General features: G+C 62.9%; 18 protein-coding genes and 2 tRNA genes. 5 read left to right on the top strand and 15 right to left on the bottom strand.

All coding sequences use genetic code 11. From position 1 onward, the window contains the following. Positions 1-78: 78 nt before the first annotated feature. The gene (locus FQP90_RS14045; protein ID WP_244296776.1) at positions 79-3,246 is read right to left on the bottom strand and encodes a ribonuclease E/G; all 3,168 of its coding nucleotides are present in this window, start codon (positions 3,244-3,246) and stop codon (positions 79-81) included. A gap of 472 nt (positions 3,247-3,718) precedes the next feature. On the opposite strand from FQP90_RS14045, the gene FQP90_RS14040 reads away from it, so the two are divergent. Continuing rightward, positions 3,719-4,390, top strand: coding sequence for a vitamin K epoxide reductase family protein (locus FQP90_RS14040; protein ID WP_144651504.1), 672 nt, complete (start codon positions 3,719-3,721; stop codon positions 4,388-4,390). 78 nt (positions 4,391-4,468) lie between these two features. Here the strand turns inward: FQP90_RS14040 and ndk are convergent, their stop codons facing one another. The 4 genes from ndk to ileS are packed head-to-tail and all read right to left on the bottom strand — an operon-like array spanning position 4,469 to position 10,037. Beyond that, on the bottom strand, positions 4,469-4,888 hold the full coding sequence (gene ndk / locus FQP90_RS14035; protein ID WP_144651502.1) for a nucleoside-diphosphate kinase: 420 nt from the start codon (positions 4,886-4,888) through the stop codon (positions 4,469-4,471). 42 nt (positions 4,889-4,930) lie between these two features. Continuing rightward, positions 4,931-5,383 carry a DUF4233 domain-containing protein gene (locus tag FQP90_RS14030; RefSeq protein ID WP_144651500.1) on the bottom strand — a complete coding sequence of 151 codons (453 nt, stop codon included), beginning with the start codon at positions 5,381-5,383 and terminating at the stop codon, positions 4,931-4,933. Position 5,384: 1 nt separating this feature from the next. Continuing rightward, positions 5,385-6,746 (bottom strand): bifunctional folylpolyglutamate synthase/dihydrofolate synthase, encoded by a 1,362-nt coding sequence (locus FQP90_RS14025; RefSeq protein ID WP_144651498.1) that lies wholly within the window; start codon positions 6,744-6,746, stop codon positions 5,385-5,387. Between the two features lie 3 nt (positions 6,747-6,749). Continuing rightward, on the bottom strand, positions 6,750-10,037 hold the full coding sequence (ileS, locus tag FQP90_RS14020) for an isoleucine--tRNA ligase (protein ID WP_144651496.1): 3,288 nt from the start codon (positions 10,035-10,037) through the stop codon (positions 6,750-6,752). A gap of 331 nt (positions 10,038-10,368) precedes the next feature. Here ileS and FQP90_RS14015 point away from each other — a divergent pair, with 331 nt between their 5' ends. Continuing rightward, entirely contained in the window at positions 10,369-11,418 is a 1,050-nt protein-coding gene (locus tag FQP90_RS14015; protein WP_144651494.1) for an endonuclease/exonuclease/phosphatase family protein, read from the top strand. A 60-nt stretch (positions 11,419-11,478) separates the two neighbouring features. Here FQP90_RS14015 and FQP90_RS14010 read toward each other — a convergent pair whose 3' ends face one another. Continuing rightward, complete coding sequence (locus FQP90_RS14010; RefSeq protein WP_144651492.1) at positions 11,479-12,258, bottom strand: SDR family oxidoreductase; 780 nt, start codon at positions 12,256-12,258, stop codon at positions 11,479-11,481. Between the two features lie 72 nt (positions 12,259-12,330). Between FQP90_RS14010 and valS the strand changes: the two genes are divergently transcribed. Both valS and FQP90_RS14000 read left to right on the top strand, forming a co-directional pair. Beyond that, on the top strand, positions 12,331-14,949 hold the full coding sequence (valS, locus tag FQP90_RS14005) for a valine--tRNA ligase (protein WP_144651490.1): 2,619 nt from the start codon (positions 12,331-12,333) through the stop codon (positions 14,947-14,949). Positions 14,950-15,294: 345 nt separating this feature from the next. Next, entirely contained in the window at positions 15,295-16,170 is an 876-nt protein-coding gene (locus tag FQP90_RS14000; RefSeq protein ID WP_144651488.1) for an Fpg/Nei family DNA glycosylase, read from the top strand. An 18-nt stretch (positions 16,171-16,188) separates the two neighbouring features. Here the strand turns inward: FQP90_RS14000 and FQP90_RS13995 are convergent, their stop codons facing one another. The 6 genes from FQP90_RS13995 to FQP90_RS13970 all read right to left on the bottom strand — a co-directional run bounded on the left by FQP90_RS13995 (position 16,189) and on the right by FQP90_RS13970 (position 21,447). Beyond that, positions 16,189-16,833: a mycothiol-dependent nitroreductase Rv2466c family protein gene (locus tag FQP90_RS13995; protein ID WP_144651486.1), complete on the bottom strand. Its 645-nt coding sequence runs from the start codon at positions 16,831-16,833 to the stop codon at positions 16,189-16,191. Positions 16,834-16,916: 83 nt separating this feature from the next. Beyond that, complete coding sequence (clpX, locus tag FQP90_RS13990; protein WP_144651484.1) at positions 16,917-18,206, bottom strand: ATP-dependent Clp protease ATP-binding subunit ClpX; 1,290 nt, start codon at positions 18,204-18,206, stop codon at positions 16,917-16,919. A gap of 182 nt (positions 18,207-18,388) precedes the next feature. Next, the gene (locus tag FQP90_RS13985; RefSeq protein ID WP_011775058.1) at positions 18,389-19,048 is read right to left on the bottom strand and encodes an ATP-dependent Clp protease proteolytic subunit; all 660 of its coding nucleotides are present in this window, start codon (positions 19,046-19,048) and stop codon (positions 18,389-18,391) included. 40 nt (positions 19,049-19,088) lie between these two features. Then, the gene (locus FQP90_RS13980) at positions 19,089-19,700 is read right to left on the bottom strand and encodes an ATP-dependent Clp protease proteolytic subunit (RefSeq protein ID WP_014922040.1); all 612 of its coding nucleotides are present in this window, start codon (positions 19,698-19,700) and stop codon (positions 19,089-19,091) included. A gap of 220 nt (positions 19,701-19,920) precedes the next feature. Beyond that, on the bottom strand, positions 19,921-21,303 hold the full coding sequence (tig, locus tag FQP90_RS13975) for a trigger factor (protein WP_144651482.1): 1,383 nt from the start codon (positions 21,301-21,303) through the stop codon (positions 19,921-19,923). Positions 21,304-21,372: 69 nt separating this feature from the next. Next, positions 21,373-21,447: transfer RNA gene (locus FQP90_RS13970), tRNA-Pro, on the bottom strand. A 128-nt stretch (positions 21,448-21,575) separates the two neighbouring features. On the opposite strand from FQP90_RS13970, the gene FQP90_RS13965 reads away from it, so the two are divergent. Further along, positions 21,576-21,649, top strand: a tRNA-Gly gene (locus tag FQP90_RS13965). Between the two features lie 81 nt (positions 21,650-21,730). On the opposite strand, the gene FQP90_RS13960 is transcribed toward FQP90_RS13965, so the two are convergent. From FQP90_RS13960 to FQP90_RS13950, 3 genes are all read right to left on the bottom strand, one after another. Beyond that, entirely contained in the window at positions 21,731-22,618 is an 888-nt protein-coding gene (locus FQP90_RS13960) for an Fpg/Nei family DNA glycosylase (RefSeq protein WP_144651480.1), read from the bottom strand. Beyond that, positions 22,618-23,100, bottom strand: a complete 483-nt coding sequence (locus FQP90_RS13955) for a ribose-5-phosphate isomerase (protein ID WP_144651478.1) — start codon at positions 23,098-23,100, stop codon at positions 22,618-22,620. The genes FQP90_RS13960 and FQP90_RS13955 overlap by 1 nt, the downstream gene beginning before the upstream one ends. Before the next feature lie 97 nt (positions 23,101-23,197). Beyond that, the gene (locus FQP90_RS13950) at positions 23,198-24,202 is read right to left on the bottom strand and encodes a hypothetical protein (protein ID WP_144651476.1); all 1,005 of its coding nucleotides are present in this window, start codon (positions 24,200-24,202) and stop codon (positions 23,198-23,200) included. Between the last annotated feature and the right edge of the window lie 92 nt (positions 24,203-24,294).

Raw genomic sequence — 24,294 nt, 5'->3', positions numbered from 1 at the left:
AGCGTGCGGACAGCAAAGGGCCCCGCACCAACCGTCTCTTGGACGGTCAGCGCAGGGCCCTCGGAGTGCTTCAGGAGGTTAGAGCTCGGAAGCCGGCACCCCGACGCCAAGGATGATGGGCTCATCCGATGGTGCCTTCTTGGCCGGTTCCACGAACGCCTTAGCCTCGTGGGCCGCTCCACCAGCCGCCGAGGCAGTCACCTCGTGGTGCTCCACGCTCGTCTCATTGGCAGCGCCCTGTGCCCTGCTGGCACTGCGGTTACGGCGGCCACGACGACCCCGTGGCGCCGAATCACCATGGGCATCCTCAGCGCCGGACGCCGGAGCAACGGCCGGCGCCTGGACGACAACCGGCGCTGTTTCTTCCTCGGGTGCCGAGGCTGCTCCAAGGTGGGAGAAAGCCTCGGCCAAGAGATCCAGGCTCATGGCAGGTTTGGCGGCTTGCGGTTCCTCGTGGTGTTCCACGAACGGAAGGGCAACCTCTTCCCCGCCAAAGCGGAGAACCGGGGTGGACCGCGCTTCACGGACAGCTGCTTCGTGGGCGGCGGCATCCTCTGCTGATCCGGTGGCACCGGACGGGGCAGCTTGTTCGTGGTGTCCGGCTGACTTGGCCTGCTCTTCAGCGCGGTGGAGTTCGTCGTCGTGCAGGTGGGCCGCATGCGCCGCAGCGGCAATCGTGGCCAGCGCCGCCCTGGTTGCCTCGGCTTTGGCCTTATGCGCCGGATCCTGGGTTTCCGTATGCGTGGAAGGTGCTGCCGGGGTGGACGCCGTCGTATGGACCGGAGCGGGTGCTTCGGCGGTGGCCTGTCCCCCGCCCTTACCGCGGCGGCGCTTGCGTTCCGTGCGGGCAGCAGGCTGCTGGGCCTCGGGGTGCGGCCGGTGGTGCTCGGCGGCCACCACGTTGGCGCGGCGGTGCTCCACGGGCTCGTCGTGCGTTACGACGCCACGGCCGGCACAGTGCTCGCACTGCTCACCGAAGACCTCCAGGAGGCCTGTGCCCATGCGCTTACGTGTCATCTGGACGAGGCCCAGCGATGTCACTTCAGCTACCTGGTGCTTGGTACGGTCGCGGCCAAGGCACTCCACCATGCGCCGAAGAACGAGGTCACGGTTGGATTCCAGGACCATGTCGATGAAGTCGATGACGATGATGCCGCCGATGTCGCGCAGGCGAAGCTGGCGAACCACTTCCTCGGCCGCTTCAAGGTTGTTCTTGGTGACCGTTTCTTCGAGGTTTCCACCGCTGCCGGTGAACTTGCCCGTGTTCACGTCCACCACAGTCATGGCTTCGGTACGGTCGATGACCAACGAACCACCGGAAGGCAGGAAGACCTTGCGATCCAACGCTTTGTGAATCTGCTCATCGATGCGCCATGCCGAGAAGATGTCTTGGTCCTTGGTCCACTTCTCAAGGCGACCCACCAGGTCAGGGGCAACGTACGTCACGTAAGCCTCGATGGTGTCCCAGGCGTCGTCACCGGAGACGATCAGCTTGGAGAAGTCCTCGTTGAAGACGTCGCGGACCACCTTGATGGTGAGGTCCGGCTCGCCGTACAACAGCTCAGGTGCCAGGACCTTGGTGGACGAGGCCTGGCCTTCGATGCCTTCCCACTGTGCGCGCAATCGGTTGATGTCGTGCGTCAGTTCTTCTTCCGACGCACCTTCAGCGGCCGTGCGGACAATGACGCCGGCGTTCTCCGGCAAACGGTCCTTCAGGATGCGCTTGAGGCGGTTACGTTCAACGTCGGGCAGCTTGCGGGAGATACCGGTCATGGACCCACCCGGTACGTATACCAGGTAGCGGCCCGGCAGGGAGATCTGGCTGGTCAGGCGGGCGCCCTTGTGACCCACGGGATCCTTGGTCACCTGCACCAGGACGGAATCGCCGGACTTCAGCGCGTTCTCGATCCGGCGCGGCTGGCCTTCAAGGTTGACGGCGTCCCAGTTCACTTCGCCGGCATACAGAACGGCGTTGCGACCACGTCCGATGTCAACAAAGGCAGCCTCCATGGACGGCAGCACGTTCTGGACCTTGCCCAGGTAGACGTTGCCGATCAGGGAGTCCTGCTGGGTCTTGGACACGAAGTGCTCTGCAAGCACACCGTCTTCCAGGACGCCGATCTGGATTCTGTCGTCGCGCTGGCGGACGATCATCTGGCGGTCCACGGACTCGCGGCGCGCCAGGAACTCGGCCTCGGTGATCACCTGGCGGCGGCGTCCGGTTTCGCGGGATTCGCGCCGACGCTGCTTCTTGGCTTCAAGCCGGGTGGAACCCTTGACGCTGGCAACCCGGTTGGAGGGTGCGGTCTCGGTAATAGGCCGGGGTGCGCGGACACGGGTAACCGTGTTGGGCGGATCATCGTCCGAGCCGCCGGTAAGTTCAAGATCCTGGTCTCCACGGCGACGACGACGCCGGCGCCGGGAGGTAACGCCTTCTTCGAGGGCTTCGGCGGCGGGGGCTTCCTCGTCCTCCGGCTCGCTTCCGTCCTCGGCTTCGTTCTCTTCACGCTCGGTTCCACGGCGGCCACGGCGGCCACGGCTCCGGCGACGACGGCGGCTGCCAGCATCCTCCAGCTCGCCGTCAGCGCCGGTTTCGGCTTCGTCTTCAGGCTCTTCGGCCTTCTCTTCCACGGGCGCAACGCGCGGAACCGTGGTGAGGTCCGGGGCTTGGAAGATCATGGACGTAATGGAGACCGGCTCAAGGAACAGGGACGTCGATCCCGCGGGCGCAGCTTCCTCGGCCGGTGTCTCTTCAGAGGCGGGCTCTTCGGCCACTACCTCAGCGGCAATGGCTTCAGGCTGGGAGGCTTCAGGCTGGGAGGGCGCATCCGGCGTCGTGGTTTCTTCCACGGTTTCCACTGCGGCGGGTGCCTCGGCAACGTCAGCCTTGGGCTTGGCAGTACGACGACGGCGGACCGGCTTTTCAGGGGCAGCGTCGGCGGCAGTTTCGGGCTGGGCCTCCCCTGCCGCGGCAACCGGACCAGCGGCGGCCTCATCACCCAGGCCTGGCAGCGGCTCGGCAGGCTCTGCCTTCTTCCGGGAACGAGTGCGACGCGCGGGAGCGACTGCGGGCTCCGAGGCTTCAGCGGCCGGGGTCTCGGACGCCGGAGATTCGACGTCCGTCACTGCAGCGGCTTCTGCCTTGGGCGCAGCCTTGCGCCGGGTCCGGGTGGTTTTCTTTGGCGCTTCCGCGGTTTCCGCGGGAGCTGCCTCGTCATTAACGGCTACAACCTGGTCATTATCCATATGTGGCAACACTCCTGCCCCAGCGACGCCGCCACATCCGGCGCCCAGTGGGGCAAATATTGTCAAAACCCGCGGGCGTTGACAGAAGTCGGTAGTATGCCTTCCGGTTCGCACCATCATTGGGGTGCGGCAGCCCTGGAAGGCCGGCGCCTTTATTCTGAAACCCGTTGTTCTGCTGCCACAACCAGGTGCCGTCCATTGTTATGGCGGGCCTACCGAAGATCTACATGATCCTGGCATGCCCAGCTCATACTGGCGGTCTTGGGAACAAGTCACCGGACTGGATTCCGAATGTGGATCGGCTTCCAGCCATGTTCATTCTCTCACACCCCCACACATTCCCAAGGCAGGCCGCTGTGTCGCGCAGTGCCAAGCAACAAGCTGGGGGCCACGTCCAGCCTCCGGCGTTACAATCCTCCCAAGAGCCCTTCCCGGCCAGCCGGGCCACTTGTCGAAAAGGATCAGATCCACGATGCCGAGCACCGCCAGGGAAAACCTGGCCAACCAACCCTCCGCCCCTGTAGAGGACGCCGTCACTCAGCCCAGTTCCCTGCCCAAGACAGTCCGTGACAAGCCTTTCGCTTGGCTGCTGCTGGTCACCGGGGTCATCGGTTGGCTGGCCTCGGGTGCTCTGGTCCTGGAAAAGCTGGAAGTGCTCAAGGACCCCAACCACATCACCGTGTGCGACGTGAACCCCTGGGTCTCCTGCGGAACTGTGATGCAGACCGCGCAAAGCTCCGTTTTCGGCTTCCCCAACATGTTCATCGGCATCGTTGCTTTCGCCGTCATCATCACCACGGCCATGGGCATCCTGGCGGGAGCGAGGTTCTCGCGCGGCTACTGGCTGGGCCTGCAGGCCGGTGTAACCCTCGGTTTCGCCTTCGTGGTGTGGCTCTGGTCCCAAGCCCTGTACGTCATCAACGTGCTCTGCCCGTTCTGCATGGTGGTATGGGCGGTCATGATCCCCATGTTCGTTTGGGTGACTATCCGCAACATCACCCACGGCGTTATCAAGGCGCCGCCGGCGCTTGCCAAGCTGCTGGGCGATTCCGGCTGGATCATCGTGGCACTGCTGTACGTCGCGGTCATCGCCACCATCTTCTTCGCCTTCATCCACGTCTTCGCGGGGACGTCCGGCTACTGAACACTCCTCGCGAGATGACAGATAAGGCCAATGTTCGTCGTGAACATTGGCCTTATCTGTAGTCTCGGTGCGGACAGATCAGCTCGCGAACCAGATCTTGATCTCACGCTCAGCCGAATCAACGGAATCTGAGCCGTGCACCAGGTTCTGCTGGACTGCCAGGCCCCAGTCGCGGCCAAAGTCGCCGCGAATGGTGCCCGGTGCGGCAGTCGTCGGATCGGTGGTTCCGGCCAGTGAACGGAAGCCCTCGATCACGCGGTGGCCTTCGAAGACGGCAGCGATGACCGGTCCGCTCAGCATGAACTCAACCAACGGCTCGTAGAACGGCTTGCCTACGTGTTCTTCGTAGTGCTGCTCCAGCAGCTCGCGGGTTGCGTTGACCTTCTTCAGCTCGGCCAGGGTGTAGCCCTTGGCTTCGATCCGGGCGAGGATGCTGCCGCTCAGGTTGCGGGCGACGCCGTCGGGCTTGACCAGGACAAGGGTCCGTTCAATGCTCACAGTTGCTCCAATGTGGTGTGGTCGGTGGTTTTCCCAGCCAGTTTACGGGGTTTGCGGGCCAGCTTGGTCACCATGGGCTGCGTCCCATTCCGCCTGCTCACGGTCACGCTGGGCAACTTCGCGGTCAATCCGCATGCCCGCCCTGATCCCGTACCACCAGCAGATGGCAAACAGGATGCCCACAACGAACATCGTCGGTTCGACCAAGCCCGTCAGGATCAACACCAGTTGCAAGGCCCAGCCAACTGCGATGCCCCACGGCTTGGACAAGACAGCGCACGCCAGCACGAGCACCACCGTCAGCGCGATGCCGACCCCCAGGATGATGGCAGGGTCCACTTGGCCACGCTTCAAACCGAAAACTGCGAGGGTGGCGAAGAAGGCCACGAAGGCTTCGAGCAGGAGCACGGTGGATGCGAACATCACCTTGGTAGAGCGGCGCTTCTTGGGCATGCCCGGACGCCATTCGCGCTGCGCCTTGGTCATTTTCGCCATGCTAGGCACTCGCCTTTCCGAGCAGGATCCGTGCCTCGGCCACCACCGTGATGGAACCCGTGACCAAGACTCCACCTGCGAGGTCGTCGTTGGATTCCGCACGCTCAACAGCCCACTCGAGGGCGTCGTCCAGCTTCTCGGCGATGTGCACGTTGTCCTCGCCAAAGCCAAGGTCGACGGCGAGTTCGGCAAGTTCCGCTGCCGGAACGGCACGGGCTGAGTTGGACTGCGTGAAACAGAACTCCTCGGCGAGTCCGCCCAGGGATTCCTTAAGGGTCTTCAGTATCTCCTCGGCGTCCTTCTCGCGCAGGACTCCAACCACCACTACCAGCTTGCTGAAGGTGAATGCCTCCTGGATTGCTTCTGCCGTGACACGAATGCCGTCCGGGTTGTGGGCTGCGTCAACCACCACTGTGGGTGCGGTCCTCACGACTTCCAGTCGGCCGGGCGACGTCACCGTGCCAAAGGCTTCCTTGAGCACCTCAGCATCCAGTTCTTTCTCTCCCCCGCCGAAGAATGCCTCAAGGGCAGCCACGGCAACGGCGGCATTCTCGGCCTGGTGGGCACCATGCAAAGGCAGCAGGAGGTCTTCGTAGCGTCCGGCGAGTCCCTGGATGGTCAGGACCTGGCCGCCCACGGCGACGCTGCGGGATTCCACGCCGAATTCCACACCCTCGAAACGGAACGGCACGTCCACTTCCCGGGCCTTTTCCAGCAGGACCTGAGCAGCGTCCACCGGCTGTGCGGCGCTTACCAGGAAGCCGCCCGGCTTAATGATGCCGGCCTTCTCGTAGGCAATGTCCTCGGTGGTGTCGCCCAGGAGGTCAGTATGGTCCAGTGAAATGGGTGTGATGACGGAGACTTGGCCGTCGCCAACGTTGGTGGCGTCGGTAATGCCACCCAAGCCAACTTCCATGACCGCAACATCAACGGGCTGGTCGGCGAACACCGCGAAGCCCAGGATGGTCAGGCACTCGAAATATGTCAGCCGTGGCTGGTTGTCGGCCACGAGTTCGTTGTCCACGATCTCCAGGTAGGGGCGGATCTCGTCCCAGATCCGCACGAAGGTCGCGTCCGGCACGGGCTCACCGTCGATGCTGATGCGCTCTGTCACCTTGGACAGGTGCGGGCTGGTGTAGCGGCCCGTGCTGAGTCCGTGGGCACGCAGGCCGGCCTCGATCATGCGGGCGGTGGACGTCTTTCCGTTGGTTCCCGTGATGTGGATGATCGGGAAGGCCTTGTTCGGCTCCCCCAGCACGTCCATGGCACGGAACAGCGGTGCCAGGCGGGGTTCCATCTTGTTTTCCGGCGCGCGGCCGAGGAGTTCGGCGTAGACGCTTTCAACCGAGAATTCATCAGTCATGGGTCAGGCCCCTGCCTTTGCAACGGTAACCTGCGGTTCATCGACGCTGGCCAGAAGAACCTCCAGTTCCAGGGTCAGTGTTTCGGTCTTGACGAGTTCAGCGTTGGCTTCCAGCGCGTCCACCACATCCTGGGCAGCCTCCACCGAAGTCCGGATGCGGTCACTTACGTTGAGTCCGGCGTCCTTGCGTGCCTGCTGGATGGCGCGGACCATGTCGCGGGCCAGGCCCTCCGCGGCGAGTTCCGGAGTAACCTCCGTGTTCAGGACCACGAATCCGCCACCCGGAAGCACCGCAACCGATGCTGAACCGCCGTCGGCCGTTTCCGCCACCACGGTTTCCAGCGTGTATTCCTGCGGCTCGAGTTCCAGGCCACCGGCCACTACCACCCCTGCGTCACTAACGGACCAATCGCCCGACTTGGAGCCCTTGATGGCCTGCTGAACATTCTTGCCCAAGCGTGGACCAGCTGCCCGGGCATTGACCACGAGCTTCTGCTCGATGCCGAATTCCTCGGGCGAGGCCGTAGCGGCGTCCAGCAGACGGACGGAACGAAGGTTAAGTTCATCCGCGACGACGGCGGCAAAGCCGTCCAAGGCATCTGCGCCGGGTGCCACGACCGTCAGCTCCTGCAACGGCAGGCGAACGCGCAAGTTCGCGGCTTTGCGCAGGCTGGAACCGGTGGAGCAGATTTGCTGGACACGGTCCATGGCCCCCACCAGGGCCGGGTTGGACGGGAACAGCGAAGCATCCGGCCAGTCAGCCAGGTGAACGGAACGGCCACCCGTCAGTCCACGCCAGATCTCTTCCGAGACGAGCGGAAGCAAGGACGCTGAAACACGGCACACGGCTTCAAGCGCCGTGTACAGGGCGTCGAAGGCGTCAACGTTCTCGTCGAAGAAGCGCTGGCGACTGCGGCGGACGTACCAGTTGGTGAGCATATCCAGGTAGCTGCGCAGTTCATCGCAGGCGCCGGAGATGTCATAGGCGTCCAGGCTGGTGGTGACGTTGCGGACCAAGTCACCGGTGTTTGCCAGGAGGTACTGGTCCAACGTGTCGGTGTAGCCGTCATAGCGCAGCGTCGCTTCATAGCCCGAGCCGCCATTGGCGGCGTTGGTGTACAGCGTGAAGAAGCTGTACACGTTCCACAGCGGCAGGATGACCTGGCGGACACCGTCCCGGATGCCTTGTTCGGTCACCACCAGGTTGCCGCCGCGGAGGATGGGGCTGGACATGAGGAACCAGCGCATGGCGTCCGAACCGTCGCGGTCCAAAACTTCGGAGACGTCCGGGTAGTTGCGCAGGCTCTTGGACATCTTCTGTCCGTCGGAGCCCAGGACGATGCCATGGCTGATGACGTTGCGGAACGCCGGACGGTCGAACAACGCCGTGGACAGGATGTGCAGCATGTAGAACCAGCCACGAGTCTGGCCGATGTACTCCACGATGAAGTCAGCGGGGTTGTGGGTGTCGAACCATTCCTGGTTTTGGAACGGGTAGTGCACCTGCCCGTAGGGCATTGAACCGGAGTCGAACCACACGTCCAACACGTCTTCAACGCGGCGCATGGTGGACTTGCCCGTGGGGTCGTCAGGGTTGGGCCGGGTCAGTTCGTCGATGAACGGACGGTGGAGATCAACCTGTCCTTCGTTGTTGACCGGCAGGCGACCGAAGTCCGCTTCCAAGTCGGCCAGCGAACCATAGACGTCCGTACGTGGGTACTCGGGATCGTCGGACTGCCACACCGGGATGGGCGAACCCCAGTAACGGTTGCGGCTGATGGACCAGTCGCGGGCGTTGTCCAGCCACTTGCCGAACTGGCCGTCCTTGACGTTGCCCGGGATCCAGTTGATCTCCTGGTTCAGCTCGGACATGCGGTCCTTGAACTTGGTGACCTCGACATACCAGGAGGACACAGCGCGGTAGATCAGCGGGTTCCGGCAGCGCCAGCAGTGCGGGTAGCTGTGCTCGTAGCTGGCTTGGCGCACCAGCCGACCGTCGGCGCGGAGTACCTGCGTGATGGGCTTGTTGGCGTCGAACACCTGCAAGCCGACGATCGATGCCAGCTCGCCGTGGGCAAAGAGCGGCAGGAACTTGGCGCCCTCGTCCACGGACAGGACCACGGGGATACCGGCCTCTTCACAGACCTTCTGGTCATCTTCACCGTAGGCAGGAGCCTGGTGGACGATGCCCGTACCGTCGGTGGTGGTCACGTAGTCGGCCACCAGGAAGCGCCAGGCGTTTTGGGTGCCGTACTTCTCGGCCTCGGCAAAGTCGTTCCACAGCGGCTCGTACTCAAGTCCTGCGAGCCCGGCCCCCGTATGGGTGGCTGTGACGGCGGCAGTCGCGGCAGCGGCGTCGTCGTAGCCCAGGTCCTTGGCATACGACCCCACCAGGTCGGCAGCCAGCAGGAAGCTGCCGCTGACAGGCGCCTCCGCGGAGGCTGCCTTGACGCCGTTGGGTCCGGCAGGCAGGACGGCGTAGGTGATGTCAGGTCCGACGGCGAGCGCCAGGTTGGTGGGCAGCGTCCAGGGCGTGGTGGTCCAGGCGAGCGCCTGCACACCTTCAAGAGCCTTGGAGAGCTCGGAGTCCCCGGGCTTGATGGGGAACGTTACCGTGACCGTCTGGTCCTGGCGGTTCTTGTAGACGTCGTCGTCCATGCGGAGTTCGTGGTTGGACAGTGGGGTCTCGTCCTTCCAGCAGTACGGGAGGACGCGGTAGCCGTTGTAGGTCAGGCCTTTTTCATGCAGCTGCTTGAAGGCCCAGAGGACCGACTCCATGTACTCGACGTTGAGGGTCTTGTAGTCGTTCTCGAAGTCCACCCAGCGGGCCTGGCGGGTGACGTAGGCCTTCCACTCGTTGGCGTACTTCATCACGGAGGCCCGGCAGGCGTCGTTGAACTTGTCGATGCCCATGGCTTCGATCTGGGTCTTGTCGGTCATGCCCAGTTGCTTCATGGCTTCGAGTTCAGCGGGCAGGCCGTGCGTGTCCCAACCGAAGCGGCGCTCCACGCGCTTGCCTCGCTGGGTTTGGTAGCGACCGACGAGGTCCTTGGCGTAGCCGGTCAGCAGGTGGCCGTAGTGCGGCAGGCCGTTGGCGAAGGGAGGGCCGTCGTAGAAGACGAATTCATTGCTGCCGTCCGTGCCCGCATCCCGCTGGTCGATGCTGGCTTGGAAGGTGCCGTCTTCGTCCCAGTATTTGAGGATGCGCTCTTCGATTTCCGGGAACTTCACGGAAGCAGACACGCCGTGCGTGCCGGACGAAGACGCTGAGGCCTTGGGGTAGTGGGTCATCTCATATCCTGTGATAGCTGGTTGACTGTCAGGATGCGAGGACGGCTACGGTTTTGACCTGCGCCAACACCGGTACCGCGGTACCACCTCACTTACCGGAATACGGGACCCCGGCCTCTCATTACTGCTGTGACGGGCTTACCCGTCCGGTTCTACTGTGCGTTGTCCGCTGGCAAAAAGCGTCCAATGCCGTTCTTCCGGAAGCTCGCCGGTGATGGCCGGGTCAAAGCTGATAACCCAAGTCTACCGGCAGCCAAGGCCCTTGCTCTACTTGGGAAGTTCATCCCTTGGATGGACTCCGGCGCTTGGTGCCATGAATAGACTCGAACCCATGGATCATCCTGCTCCCGCCCTTCCGGCAACCCGTCCGGTGCGACGCCGCGCGTCCGTGGCATGGTCAGTGCTGGCTTTGCTGGTTGCATTGCCGGTGGCGGGGATTTCGCTGTTCCGCGCTGTCCCTGCGGAGTGGCCTTTGGTGGTGGTCCAAATCCTGTCCTTCACGCCCTGGGTGGTGCTGCCGGCCGCTTTGGCGCTGCTGCTTGCCTTGGTGGGGCGCCGCCTGTGGGTCGTCATATCGACGGCGGTCCTGCTGGCCGTCCAGCTGTTCTGGCTCTTTCCGTTGGACGCCGGCACAGCCGAAGCCCTGCCTGCCGAGGCTGCGACGGTCCCCCTGAAGGTCATGAGCCTTAACTCCGAATACGGGGAGGCGGATGCCGCCAGCATCGTGAGGCTGGTCCGTGACAACGGCGTCCAACTGCTGACTCTCCAGGAACATACACAGAGGCTGGAAGACCAGCTGCGCTCCGAGGGCTTGGAAAAACTACTGCCCAACCTTGTGAGCGAACCCAATGACGACGCTTCCGGTGGTGCCGTATATTCGGCGTTCCCCCTCGAAGCCGCCGGGCTTCTGCCTGATACGCCCTTCCGCATGGACGTCACTCGGGTCCTCCTGACGGACTCCGCGTCCGGCGCCAAGTCCACGCTGCACCTCACCAACGTGCACGCACTGCCGCCGGTGGATGACCGGATTGCCCAGTGGCGGAGCGACCTCGGCAAGGTTGCACGCCAGGCCGCCCGGCCGGGGAACCACTTGCTGATGGGCGACTACAACTCCACCTACGATCACTCCGAGTTCAGGGAATTGCTGGACTCGGGGCTCAGCGGCACCTCGACGGGCGGCAGGAAGCTGGTGGATGTGGGAACGGTCTCGGGTGGCCGGTTCTCCCCCACTTGGCCGATGGAGGGCTTGCCGCTGCCGGGAATCGTCATCGACCATATGGTGACAACGCCGCGGATCAGCAGCGGGGACTACTCGGTCCATCAGGTTCCCGGTTCGGATCACGCAGCAATTGTGGCCAGCCTCGTCATCCCTGCCGGCTAAGACGTTCATTCGCCGCTAAACCGTCGAGTGCCAGCAACGGTTTAGCGGGTCGGCAACGGGTTAGCCTTCCTTGCGGATCAACTTGTGGTTGGCCGCCTGTGCGACAGGGCGAACCACAATCTGGTCCAGGTTGATGTGGTGCGGCAAGGAGACGGCGTACTTCACGACGTCGGCCACGTCCGCGGCAGTCAGGGGCTTCTCCACCCCTGCGTAGACCTTGGCGGCGGCATCCTTGTCACCCAAGCGGTTGAGGGCAAACTCCTCCGTGTGGACCAGACCCGGAGCCACTTCAATGACCCGGACGTTGTTGCCCACCTCTTCCAGGCGAAGGGCATTGGTCATGGCGTGCTGGGCAAACTTGGCGGCGTTGTAGCCGGCACCGCCCTCGTAGGCGGACAGTCCGGCCGTTGACGTGAGGTTGAGGACCGTCCCTTCGCCGTGCTGGCGCAGCATGGGCAGGAAAGCCCGGGTGATCTTCATGGTGCCCAGGACGTTCACCTGGTACATCCAGTCCCAGTCACCCGTGTCGGCATTTGCGATGGTGTCTGCGCCCCGCGCACCGCCGGCGATGTTGATAAGCGTGTCAGCACCTCCGGCTTTGGCGACCTCCGCGAGCAAGGCGGCAACGTCGTCGTCGTTGGTGATGTCTGCCGGGAACGGCACGGCGCCGGTTTCGGCCCCCAGGGCACCGAGCCTGTCGGCCCTGCGCGCCACAGCAAAAACCTTCCAGCCAGTGGAGACCAAAGCCCTCACGGTGGCCTCACCGATGCCGGTGCTGGCCCCGGTTACCACGGCCGTCTTGTTCTGTCCTGCGGGGATATTGTGCGCTGCCAAAGTCATGGCACTACCCTATCCGGGGTGCGGGGTCCCGCGGCGGCGGGTTGTAACGCCGGGCCATGAAACAATTGGTCCATGGCTGAATCAACGCAGGGTACAGACACGCCCGCCACCGCCCCCATTAACGTTCCCGACAAGCCGGCCCTTGAAGGCCTCGAGGCTGCCTTGACGCAGCGCTGGCTGGAAGAGGGAACCTACAAGTTCAATCCGGACACCACCCGGGAGCAGGTCTACTCGATCGACACTCCCCCGCCCACGGCATCCGGCTCGCTCCACGTGGGCCATATGTTCTCCTTCACGCAGACCGACGTCCAAGCACGCTACATGCGCATGACGGGCAAGAACGTCTTCTACCCCATGGGCTGGGACGACAACGGGCTGCCGACCGAGCGTCGCGTCCAGAACTACTACGGTGTGCGTTGCGATCCCGCCATCCCCTATAAGGCTGACTACACACCGCCGGCCCAGCCGGCCAAGAACCAGCGCGATTTCGACGTCGTTTCGCGCCAGAACTTCATCGAACTGTGCGAGGAACTCGCCGTTGAGGACGAGAAGGTCTTCGAGAACCTGTTCCAGACCCTGGGCCTGTCCGTGGACTGGGACCTGACCTACCGCACCATTGACGACACCTCGCGAGCAGTGTCCCAGCGCGCCTTCCTGGCCAACCTTGCTGCGGGCGACGCCTACATGGCCGAGGCACCCACCCTGTGGGACGTGACCTTCCGTACCGCTGTGGCTCAGGCCGAGCTTGAGGACCGCGAAGTCGCGGGCGCCTACTACCGCTATCCCTTCTTCACCGAAGACGGCGAAAAGATCTTCATCGAGACCACCCGCCCGGAACTGCTCGCCGCTTGCGCCGCCCTGGTAGCAAACCCCGACGACGAGCGGTACCAGCCGCTGTTCGGCAAGACCGTCAAATCCCCGCTCTTCGACGTCGAGCTTGAAGTCAAAGCCCACCCGCTCGCCAAGGCGGATAAGGGCTCCGGCATCGCCATGGTGTGTACGTTCGGTGACCTGACGGATGTCACCTGGTGGCGCGAACTGCAGCTTCCTACACGTGCCATCATGGGCCGCGACGGCCGCATCATTGCCGACACCCCGGACTGGATCACCACCGACGCCGGCAAGGAGGCCTACGCCGCGATCGCGGGCAAAACCGCCTTCTCCGCCAAGGAAGCAGTGGTTGAACTGCTCAGGGCAGCGGACCTGCTCGATGGCGAGCCGAAGAAGATCACCCACCCGGTGAACTTCTTCGAAAAGGGCGACAAGCCCCTCGAGGTTGTCACCTCCCGCCAGTGGTACATCCGTAACGGTGGCCGGGACGAGGAACGCCGCGAACGCCTGATCGGACGAGGCCAGGAAATCACCTTCCACCCTGCGTTCATGCGCTCCCGCTACGAGAACTGGATCGCCGGCCTGAATGGTGACTGGCTTGTATCCCGCCAGCGCTTCTTCGGCGTGCCGATCCCTGTCTGGTACCCGCTGGACGCCCAAGGCAACCCGGACTACGACAACCCGATCCTGCCCTCGGACGAGATGCTCCCCGTGGACCCTGCAGCAGACGCCGCTCCCGGTTTCGAGGAGTCGCAGCGTGACCAGGCCAACGGCTTTACCGGCGATGCGGACGTTCTGGACACCTGGGCCACGTCATCGCTGACACCGCAGATCGTGGGCGGCTGGAGCCGTGACGAGGACCTGTTCTCCAAGGTCTACCCGTTCGACCTCCGTCCCCAGGGCCACGACATCATCCGCACCTGGCTGTTCTCCTCAGCAGTGCGTGCCGACGCCCTGCAGAAAAGTGCACCGTGGAAGCACGCAGCCATCTCCGGCTGGATCCTGGACCCGGACAGGAAGAAAATGTCCAAGTCCAAGGGCAACGTGGTTGTCCCCACGGACGTGCTGAACGAGTACGGTTCGGATGCCGTGCGCTACTGGGCCGCTTCGGCCAAGCTCGGCGCCGACACGGCCTATGAGATCGCCCAGATGAAGATTGGTCGCCGCCTGGCCATCAAGCTGCTGAACGCCTCCAAGTTCGTCCTGAACCTCGGCGCCACGGAAAACTCGGTGGTGGCTTCCGACCTCTCGGTGCTGACCAACCCGTTGGACCGCGCGCTGCTGGCGCAACTGTCCGACGTCGTCACCCAGTCCACCAAGGCCTTCGACAACTACGACTACGCCCGGGCACTCCAGATCACGGAATCGTTCTTCTGGCAGTTCACGGACGACTACGTGGAGCTCATCAAGGACCGGGCCTACGGTGCCGCTGGAGAAACCGAGCAGGCCTCCGTCCTGGCTGCCTTGGCGACGACGCTGGATTCCCTCCTCCGCCTTTTCGCACCGTTCCTGCCGTTCGCCACTGAAGAGGTCTGGGGTTGGTGGCGCACCGGATCCGTTCACCGTGCCGAATGGCCGGCTGCTTTGGACATCACCGACGGCGACACCACCATGCTGGGTACTGTGGGCATCGCTCTCAGCGGTATCCGCAAGGCGAAGTCAGAGGCCAAGGTCAAGCAGCGCACAGAGGTGCTGTCCGCGTCCATCACAGCCTCGGAGGTCTTGGTGGCACAGTTGAAGGCCGGCCTCGGTGACTTGAAGGCTGCCGCCAACGCCCAGGAGATCACACTCCAGTCCGGCGAAGGTGAACTGACGGTCAGCGATGTTGTCCTGGCACCTGCCGAGGAGAATCCAGCCTGATCAGGCTACGGTGAGCCCGGCAGTATCCGGGCAAAGGGGAAGCCCCATCAGCGTTTTGCCGTTGGTGGGGCTTCGACTTTTCGGCTGTCTGGTGACGTCTTGACAGTCTGGCGGAATCCTTGGAATTTCAGGTCTTCCTACCTCGTCACTGGTAGCTTGCTTCCAACTTTGCCAAAGGCTGCGTTGGTTGCATATCACTGAATCTTTGGTTTCCGTGTCCCTCTTCTTTCGAAGTGGGTAAGAACCATTGTTGTCCCGCCGACAGGGATGCACAAGGCCTTGGAACGAACTACAATCCTGTAGTTTTCCTGCGCCCTTGGACCTACCTGTGGCAAAGTATTGTCCATGCCGGAACTCCCCGAAGTGCACGGCCTGTGCATGTACTTGGACACCCAACTCCATGGAGCTGTGCTGACCGAAGTCCGCATCAACTCCATCTCCGCGCTCAAGACCGCGGACCCTCCCTACACCGCCCTGGAAGGCCGGACCGTCCAAGGCGTGCAACGCATTGGGAAGTTCGTCTGCATTGACGTCGACGGCCTGTTCTTCGTGTTCCACCTGGCCAAGGCCGGCTGGGTCCGCTACACGGAGCATCCGTCATCGGCCGGCTTGCGCATGGGAAAAAGCAACATCTCAGCACGGCTCCTGCTCCACCGGCCCGCGGATGATGCCCACATCGGGGTGGACCTGACAGAGGCGGGAACCAAGAAGAGCCTGGCCATCTATGTCGTCAGGGACGCCCAGGACGTCCCGGGCATTGCTACCCTGGGGCCCGAGCCCCTCAGCCCCGACTTCGATCTTGACGCACTGGCAGTAATCCTTGGCTCCAGTTCCCAGCAGATTAAGGGATTACTCCGCAGCCAAAGCGTGATCGCCGGGATCGGGAACGCCTACAGCGATGAGATCCTCCACGCAGCGAAGATTTCACCCTTTGCCAGTGCAAAATCATTGGACAGGGAGACGGTGGCCCGGTTGTACGAGTCCATGCAGGAGGTATTGGTGGGCGCCGTCAACGCGGCCGCCGGGAAACCTTCCAGCGAGCTCAAGGACACCAAACGCAGCAACTTCCGGGTGCATGCGCGGACCGGCCAGCCATGCCCGGCGTGTGGTGACACGGTCCGTGAGGTGTCCTTCGCGGACACCTCACTTCAGTACTGCGCAACATGCCAGACCAACGGGAAGATCCTTGCTGACCGGCGGACCTCACGGTTCCTTAAGTAGCGTTTCCCTTCACGTGTGTTAGTTGAATTCAGGGCTTTCGGTGCGGCTGCGCTTCAACTCGAAGAAGTGCGGGTAGCCAGCCAGGGTGACGGTAGCGTCCCAGATACGGCCTGCTTCCTCGCCGCGCGGAATGCGGGTCAGCACAGGACCGAAGAACGCGGTTCCATTGACGGCTACAACCGGAGTACCTACGTCCTGGCCCACCAGCGAAATGCCGGCCTCATGGCTAACACGCAACTGGGCATCGTACTCATCCGAGTCCGCAAAGCGGGCCAGATCAGCCGGAAGTCCGGTCTCCGCGAGGGCCTTCTGAATCACCGAAGCGCGGTCCTTGTTGCCCTCGTGGTGAATCTGCTCCCCCATGGCGTCATAGAGAGGCTTGACGTAGCTGCTCCCGTGCAGCTCCTGGGCAGCAATGATCACACGGACGGGACCCCAGCTGTCGTCCATCATGGCCCGGTAGTCGGCGGGGAGGTCGCGGCCCTCATTGAGGACAGAGAGGCTCATGACGTGCCACTCAGTTTCGATGCCCCGCACCTGCTCCACTTCACCGATCCAGCGCGACGTGATCCAAGCGAACGGGCAGACGGGGTCAAACCAGAAATCGGCTCGGTTGGTTGTCTGTTCTGGGGCAATCGCTTCGGACACAGTCTGTTCAGGCACAGTGAACTCCTCGAAAAGGGTGGGAAGGTGGCATGAGGCTCGCGATCCCGGAGGAACCGCTCCTTGTTTAGGCCAACAGGCGGCTAGGCCGACTTATTCCGGCGCTTCGCCACGACGTCGTGGGCGATCATGGTGGGCTGGGCCTTTTTGGCTACCACGTCAGCTGTGATGACTACCGTAGCGATGTCGTCCCTGCTGGGGAGATCGAACATGACGGGAAGCAGCACTTCTTCCATGATTGCCCTGAGGCCACGTGCACCAGTGCCGCGTTCCAGGGCCTGGTCAGCGATGGAATCCAAGGCGTCGTCATCGAATTGCAGGTCCACACCGTCCAACTGGAACATCTTCTGGTACTGCTTGACCAGCGCATTCTTTGGAGTGGACAAAATCTGAATCAGGGCAGGGCGGTCGAGGTTGGACACCGTGGTGATGACCGGGAGCCGGCCAATGAATTCCGGGATAAGGCCGAACTTGAGCAGATCCTCGGGCATGACTTCGCCGTAGGTATCTACGTTGTCCCGGGCCTCGTTGAGGGGTGCACCGAACCCGATGCCCTTGCGCCCCGAACGCGACCCAATGATGTCTTCCAGGCCCGCGAATGCTCCGGCAACGATAAAGAGAACGTTGGTGGTATCGATCTGGATGAATTCCTGGTGCGGGTGCTTGCGCCCACCCTGCGGGGGCACGGAGGCCACTGTTCCCTCGAGAATCTTCAACAGCGCCTGCTGCACGCCCTCGCCGGAGACATCGCGGGTGATCGACGGGTTTTCGCTCTTACGCGAGATTTTGTCGATCTCGTCGATGTAGATGATTCCTTGCTCAGCCTTCTTGACGTCGTAGTCGGCGGCCTGGATGAGCTTGAGCAGGATGTTCTCGACATCCTCGCCTACATAGCCGGCCTCCGTCAGGGCCGTGGCATCAGCAACCGCGAAGGGAACATTGAGCCGCCGGGCCAGCGTTTGTGCCAAGTACGTCTTGCCACAACCAGTGGGCCCGATCAGGAGGATGTTGGATTTGGCGATCTCCACGTCTTCGTGGTGTGATCCCTCACCAAGGCTTCCGGTCTTGGGAGCATGCCCTGCCTGAATGCGCTTGTAATGGTTGTAGACGGCCACAGCCAGCGACCGCTTGGCGGGTTCCTGGCCGATGACGTATTCCTGCAGGAAATCGAAGATCTCACGGGGCTTGGGCAGTTCAAAACTACCCAGATCCGAGACTTCCGCGAGCTCTTCTTCGATGATCTCGTTGCAAAGCTCGATGCACTCGTCGCAGATGTACACACCGGGCCCGGCAATCAGCTTCCGCACCTGCTTTTGGCTCTTTCCGCAGAAAGAACACTTCAGCAGATCCGTGCTCTCGCCAATCCGAGCCATGTGGGAATCCCTTCGTTGCATGCGGGTGATGCGGCTCCGCGCCGTACTCAAGTGTGCGGCCAAGCCGCGGATGGCACCACCGTGACAACATCCACTCTAGGTCACAATGGGCTGCTTGCGTGGAAACAGAACGCCGGTGCGGTCCATATTTCTTGAACCGCACCGGCGTCGATTTCCGTGTGCTACCGGGCGATTGCCTGCGGCTTGATCTTCCGGGAGTCCAGAACCTGGTCGATCAGACCGTAGCTCAGGGCGTCCGCAGCAGTGAGGATCTTGTCTCGCTCGATGTCGTTGTTGACCTGCTCGGAGGTACGACCCGAGTGGTGTGCCAGCGTGTCCTCAAGCCAGGTGCGCATGCGCATGACTTCCGCTGCCTGGATCTCGAGGTCGGATGCCTGTCCGCCTTGGCCGCCGGACAGGGCGGGCTGATGGATCAGGACGCGGGCGTTCGGCAGTGCCAGGCGCTTGCCGGGTGTACCGGCGGCCAGCAGGACGGCAGCAGCACTGGCTGCCTGGCCCAGGCATACCGTCTGGATCTCCGGGCGGATGTACTGCATGGTGTCGTAAATCGCCGTCATGGCGGTAAACGAGCCACCCGGCGAGTTGATGTACAGGGTGATGTCGCGGTCCGGATCCGTCGACTCGAGCACCAGCAACTGGGCCATGATGTCGTCGGCGGATGCGTCGTCAACCTGGACGCCGAGGAAGATGATGCGGTCCTCGAACAGCTTGGTGTACGGGTCCTGGCGCTTGAAGCCATACGGCGTGCGTTCCTCGAACTGGGGCAGGACGTAACGGCTGGACGGGAGATTACCGGCAGACCATCCGAAGTTGTAGTTCATGTTCTTTACTCCTGGGGTTTCAGTGGCTTTTTGGTGCCGGTTAGTTTTCGGAGTTCGACTGGTTGGCCGTACCGCCGCCACCGGCAACGGAACCGGCGTGGGCGGAGATCTTGTCGAAGAAGCCGTACTCCAGGGCCTCGGTGGCCGTGAACCACTTGTCGCGGTCGTTGTCCTTGAGGATGGTTTCCACGCTCTGGCCAGTCTGCTCGGCCGTAAGTTCAGCCATGACCTTCTTCATGTGCAGGATCAGTTCCGCCTGGATCTTGATGTCCGACGCCGTGCCGCCGATACCGCCGGAGGGCTGGTGCATCAGGATGCGGGCGTTGGGGGTTGCGTAGCGCTTGCCCTTGGTGCCCGAGGACAAAAGGAACTGACCCATGGACGCTGCCAGGCCGGTTGCCACCGTGACTACGTCATTGGGGATGAACTGCATGGTGTCGTAAATAGCCATGCCGGCCGTGACGGATCCACCTGGCGAGTTGATGTAGAGGTAAATGTCCTTCTCAGGGTCTTCGGCCGAGAGGAGCAGGAGCTGGGAGCAGATGGCGTTGGCGTTCTCGTCACGCACCTCAGAGCCGAGCCAGATAATGCGCTCTTTCAGCAGGCGGTTGTAGATGTAGTTGTCCTGGGCTGCGGGATCGACAGTTGCCATCCGGGGAGCCTCTGATTGCTGTGACATAAGTACTTACCTCTCGCTGGTGCCAGTGACCTCACTGAACTTCACTACTTGGACACTAACCGTTTTCAAGGACGATTTGTTCGCCGAAATCGCACTGTTCGCTGACGGCGCACGTCTGCGTCCGGCACCTATGTTCAGGCTTAAAGCAAACCGACCCCGGATCCAGAGATCCGGGGTCGGTTGAAGTCGTTGACTAGAACTTCACTGCTGCGGGGTCGTCGCTGGCGACGGTCTCCGCTTCCTCCGTGGCTTCAACGGCTGCAGCCTCTTCGGCTGCTGCTTCGCCTGCAGGACGGACGAAGTCGGTGAGGTCAACCTTGTTGCCCTCGGTGTCGACAACCTCGGCCTGGCCAAGCACAACTGCCAATGCCTTGCGACGACGAACCTCGGACACCATCATGGGAACCTGGCCGCTCTGATCAATGATCTGGGCGAACTGGTTGGGGTCCATGCCGTACTGGCTTGCGGTGGTGACGATGTAGTCGATCAGCTCGTTCTGGCTGACATCAACTTCTTCCTTGTCCGCAATGGCGTCAAGGATGATTTCGTTCTGGAAAGCACGCTCGGTGTTGGCCTTGACCTCGGCGCGGTGCTCCTCGGTGTCGTGGTCACCTTCGCCGTGGGCGTTCTCCGGGTTGAAGTGTGCCTCGATCTGCTCTTCGACGACGGAGTCCGGAACCGGAACCTCAACGAGCTCAACGAGCTTGTCCAGGACCTTGTCGCGCGCCTCTACGCCCTGCTCAACAACCTTTGAGTCGGCGGCCTGCTTGGCGAGGTCCTCACGGAGCTCAGCCAAGGTGTCGAACTCGGAGGCGAGCTGAGCAAAGTCATCGTTGGCTTCAGGGAGTTCGCGCTCCTTGACGGCCTTGACCACAACCTTGACCTGGGCGGCTTCGCCGGCGTGGTCGCCACCGACCAGAGTGGTGTCGAAGATCGCTTCTTCATCGGCAGACAGGCCGGTGACGGCTTCGTCGAGGCCTTCAAGCATGGTGCCAGCGCCCACCTGGTAGGACAGGCCGGACGCGGAATCGATCTCGGCGTCATCGATCGTGGCGGTGATGTCGATGGTCAGGAAGTCATCGTTCTTCGCCGGGCGCTCAACGGACTTCAGCGTGCCGAAACGGCCGCGCAGTTCGTCCAGTGCCTTGTCGACGTCAGCTTCGGAGGACTCAGCAGCAGCAACCTCGACCTTGATGCCGGCGTACTCCGGCAGCTCGATCTCGGGGCGGACGTCGATTTCCACCTGGAACTTGAGCTCGCCGTCGGTTGCGGACGGGTCCGGAACCTCGGTGATTTCAACCTCGGGGCGGCTCAGGGGGCGAACACCGGTTTCCTGAACTGCAGCCTGGTACCAGCCATTGAGGCCATCGTTGATGGCCGTCTCCAGAACGTAGCCACGGCCAACGCGCTGGTCGATGAGCTTGGAGGGAACTTTGCCCTTGCGGAATCCGGGAACCTGGATCTGCGAAGCAACGGTCTTGTACGCGGCATCGATGCTCGGCTTCAGTTCCTCAAAGGGAACCTCAACGTTGAGCTTGACCCGCGTTGCGGTGAGGTTCTCGACAGCGCTCTTCACAGTCTAAGTACTCCTGATTTTGTGGGTATGGGGTTCTGTTGCGTCCCAGAAGCGGACACAAACACAGAGTCGGGGTGACAGGATTTGAACCTGCGACTTCCTGCTCCCAAAGCAGGCGCTCTAGCCAAGCTGAGCTACACCCCGAATGCACAGGACAGTCTACGGGTAAGCGAGCCAGGAATGCACATTTGACACTGCCGCCGGAATTAGGTTTAGTTGTACCCGGCTTCAACAGCCACCGGGAAGTTGTCCTGAAAGTGGATATTCCTCCTGGGGACGTAGCTTAATGGTAAAGCCTCAGTCTTCCAAACTGATTACGCGGGTTCGATTCCCGTCGTCCCCTCCATGTGAAACGCCCCGATCCGCGGATCGGGGCGTTTTTGTTTCGGCGAGTTTCTGCTTGGCTCGGGAGCAGAACCCGGAGGGCTCACACTTGGCAGCCCGGGCACCAATACAGTTTCCGGGCACCGATTTCCGTTACACCCACGAGCGTCCCGCAGGCCCGGCAGGGCAGGCCGTTGCGCTTGTAGACAAAGTGGGCATCGACGTCGGGCGCTGTTGCACTGCCCGAAGTCCACAGCGCGGCGGGCGTCGTAACAATCCGTCCGTCCCGGACGCCGTCGGACATGGTGTTCACGGTGTCGTCCCAGAGTCGGCCGGCGGTCTCGTGGTCAATGCTGCTGCCCGGCGTCCAGGGATCCACTGCCTGCCGGAACAGGACTTCGGCGCGGTAGATATTCCCGACGCCGGCCAGCACCGACTGGTCCATCATCAGCAGCGCCACAGCCGTTTTGCGGCGACGGAGACGACGGATGAATTCGTCGCGATCCCCTGCCCTGTTGTGCAGCGGGTCAGGACCCACGCGATCCAGCACGGTTTGCGCCTCAGCCGCGGTGATGGCTGCGCAGGTGGTGGCCCCCCGAAGATCCGCCCAGCCGTGGCGGGAGACCAACCGGACCCGTACGGCGCCGACCGGAGCGGGCGGGCCGGCATACTCGCCGTCTTCGCCGGCAGAGCCCCTTTCCCGTTCGCCAATGCGCCGAGGGGCGCCGATGCTGGAGGCACCCGTGAAGGAGCTGTCGCCGCCAAAACTCCACGCGCCGTACAGACCCAGGTGAACGTGCAGGTACAACCCATGATCGAACCTGAGGAAGAACTGCTTTCCATGTGCCGTGGCTTCCACCATGGTGTGCCCGGTCAGCAGCTCCGCACCGGAGGCAAACCGCCCCTGGGGGCTGGAGACGTCCAAGGGCTGGCCGCCAAAAACGTCCTGGAATTGGCGCGCCAGCCTATGGACCGAATGCCCTTCAGGCACTACTCGACGATTTCGCCGGTTGTTTCGTACACCGCGATCTTGCCGATGCGGCGGACGTGGCGTTCGTCATTGCTGAACGGTTCCTGCAGGAACGCTTCGATGAGTTCGGTGGCTTCCTCAACACTGTGCTGGCGGCCTCCGACGGCCACGACGTTGGCGTCGTTGTGTTCGCGGGCCAGCTTGGCGGTGGAGAGGTTCCAAGCCAGCGCAGCGCGGACGCCCTTGACTTTGTTGGCAGCAATTTGCTCGCCATTGCCGGAGCCACCCAGGACGATGCCCAGCGCGTGCACGCCGGCCTCCTGGTCCGCCACGACGGCAACGCCGGCGTTGATGCAGAAGGACGGGTAGTCATCCAGGGCGTCGTATTCCTTGGGCCCGTGATCCACCACTTCGTAGCCCTTGGCGGCGAGGTGGCTGACCAGGTGGGCACTCAGTTCCATGCCGGCGTGGTCCGTAGCGATGTGGACGCGGGGTGTAGTCACAGGAAGTCCGTTTCTTTGTGGCGCGCCGGTACGGCACTGGGCAGCGGCACAGCGCATGCCGGGCGCGGCGATAAGGGATGCGCTACCTAGGGTACCGCTACCCGGGTTGTTGGGCCTGACCTTCGTCCTGGGCCCGGTGGGCGGCCCTGTTGAGGATTCCGGCGAGTTTGTCAGCCGAGGCAAGAGTGCCGGCGCTGAGCGCCACACGCCCACCGTTAAGTTTCCTTACGACGACGGCAGGACCGCTGCTGACCAGCATCGCCGTGGCGTCATCATGGTGTCGCCAGCCCCACCCGCCGTAGTCGGCGGCCCTGACTTCTGCGGGGGCCGCCGCTGCGATCTCGACGGCGGGAACGGCCAGGACGCGCACGATGCCACCGGCGAACACCTGGAGTCCTCCCCTGTCGGCGCGCACCCTGGCAAACAGGAACCCGGCGCCGACCAGCGCTGCCGCTGCCACCAAGGCACCCAGCCACGGGACCGCCACAGCTATCAACGCAGCGGGAAACAAGGCCGAGACAATGATCATGATGAAAACCGAGCTCCGGGCGTGCACCCACAGCCTGATGGTGTCGCTGGCGAGATCGGGGTCCTCGAGCAGCTGAAGCTCAGCCTGGAGCGCCGCGTCGTCCTCGTGCGTCCAGCGAGGATCCGGTTTGAAGGCAAACATCATGACCACGCCCAGGGCCAAAGCCGCACCACTGCCCATGGCCAAAACGATCGGGTCCACATGGGATTCCCGGGCGTCAGCAGCACCGGACTGCCCCACCAGGCCAGCGGCCAGCACTGTGGTGATGAAGAGACTCACCATGAGCCCCAGGCCCATCATGACGCGCCTCATGATCACGGGCCGGGACAACGGCACCGACTGGAGGAAGGCCGCCCACCCGCAGCAGACGATGAGGGCTGCGCCGCCGGCCACATAGGCGCCAAACGGGGCGAAGGAGGTACCGCCGTCGGAATTCCACATCACCGCCACCGGGTTGGGGAGGTCGTTGCGCAGCATCTGCGCGCACACTACGAAGCCAAGGGCGAGCAGCAGAGGAAAGGCCACCGCGAACCTCAGTGCGCGGAAGTCGAGAGTGTCCCGGAACTGTCCCATGGTTCAACGCTACTCCGTGGGGGCGACACTGTGGTGATGGCTCCTTGCCTTACGGGCGCGGAGTGAAAGAATGGCTTCACACCAGCGACCGG

This window comes from Paenarthrobacter nitroguajacolicus (assembly GCF_007786235.1).
Taxonomy (GTDB): Bacteria; Actinomycetota; Actinomycetes; order Actinomycetales; family Micrococcaceae; genus Arthrobacter; species Arthrobacter nitroguajacolicus_A.
Note: the sequence above shows the minus strand (reverse complement) of the source record. Positions and strands in the feature narration are given on the sequence as shown.

Coding starts and splice junctions, on each gene's coding strand:
- FQP90_RS14010 (WP_144651492.1), bottom strand. CDS start 12,258: ATGACTTTGGCAGCGCACAATATCCCCGCAGGACAGAACAAGACGGCC.
- FQP90_RS13950 (WP_144651476.1), bottom strand. CDS start 24,202: ATGGGACAGTTCCGGGACACTCTCGACTTCCGCGCACTGAGGTTCGCG.
- FQP90_RS14030 (WP_144651500.1), bottom strand. CDS start 5,383: ATGGCGAAAATGACCAAGGCGCAGCGCGAATGGCGTCCGGGCATGCCC.
- FQP90_RS14045 (WP_244296776.1), bottom strand. CDS start 3,246: ATGGATAATGACCAGGTTGTAGCCGTTAATGACGAGGCAGCTCCCGCG.
- FQP90_RS13980 (WP_014922040.1), bottom strand. CDS start 19,700: ATGGCAACTGTCGATCCCGCAGCCCAGGACAACTACATCTACAACCGC.
- FQP90_RS14040 (WP_144651504.1), top strand. CDS start 3,719: ATGCCGAGCACCGCCAGGGAAAACCTGGCCAACCAACCCTCCGCCCCT.
- FQP90_RS14015 (WP_144651494.1), top strand. CDS start 10,369: ATGGATCATCCTGCTCCCGCCCTTCCGGCAACCCGTCCGGTGCGACGC.
- FQP90_RS13985 (WP_011775058.1), bottom strand. CDS start 19,048: ATGAACTACAACTTCGGATGGTCTGCCGGTAATCTCCCGTCCAGCCGT.
- valS (WP_144651490.1), top strand. CDS start 12,331: ATGGCTGAATCAACGCAGGGTACAGACACGCCCGCCACCGCCCCCATT.
- ileS (WP_144651496.1), bottom strand. CDS start 10,037: ATGACCCACTACCCCAAGGCCTCAGCGTCTTCGTCCGGCACGCACGGC.
- FQP90_RS14025 (WP_144651498.1), bottom strand. CDS start 6,746: ATGACTGATGAATTCTCGGTTGAAAGCGTCTACGCCGAACTCCTCGGC.
- FQP90_RS14000 (WP_144651488.1), top strand. CDS start 15,295: ATGCCGGAACTCCCCGAAGTGCACGGCCTGTGCATGTACTTGGACACC.
- clpX (WP_144651484.1), bottom strand. CDS start 18,206: ATGGCTCGGATTGGCGAGAGCACGGATCTGCTGAAGTGTTCTTTCTGC.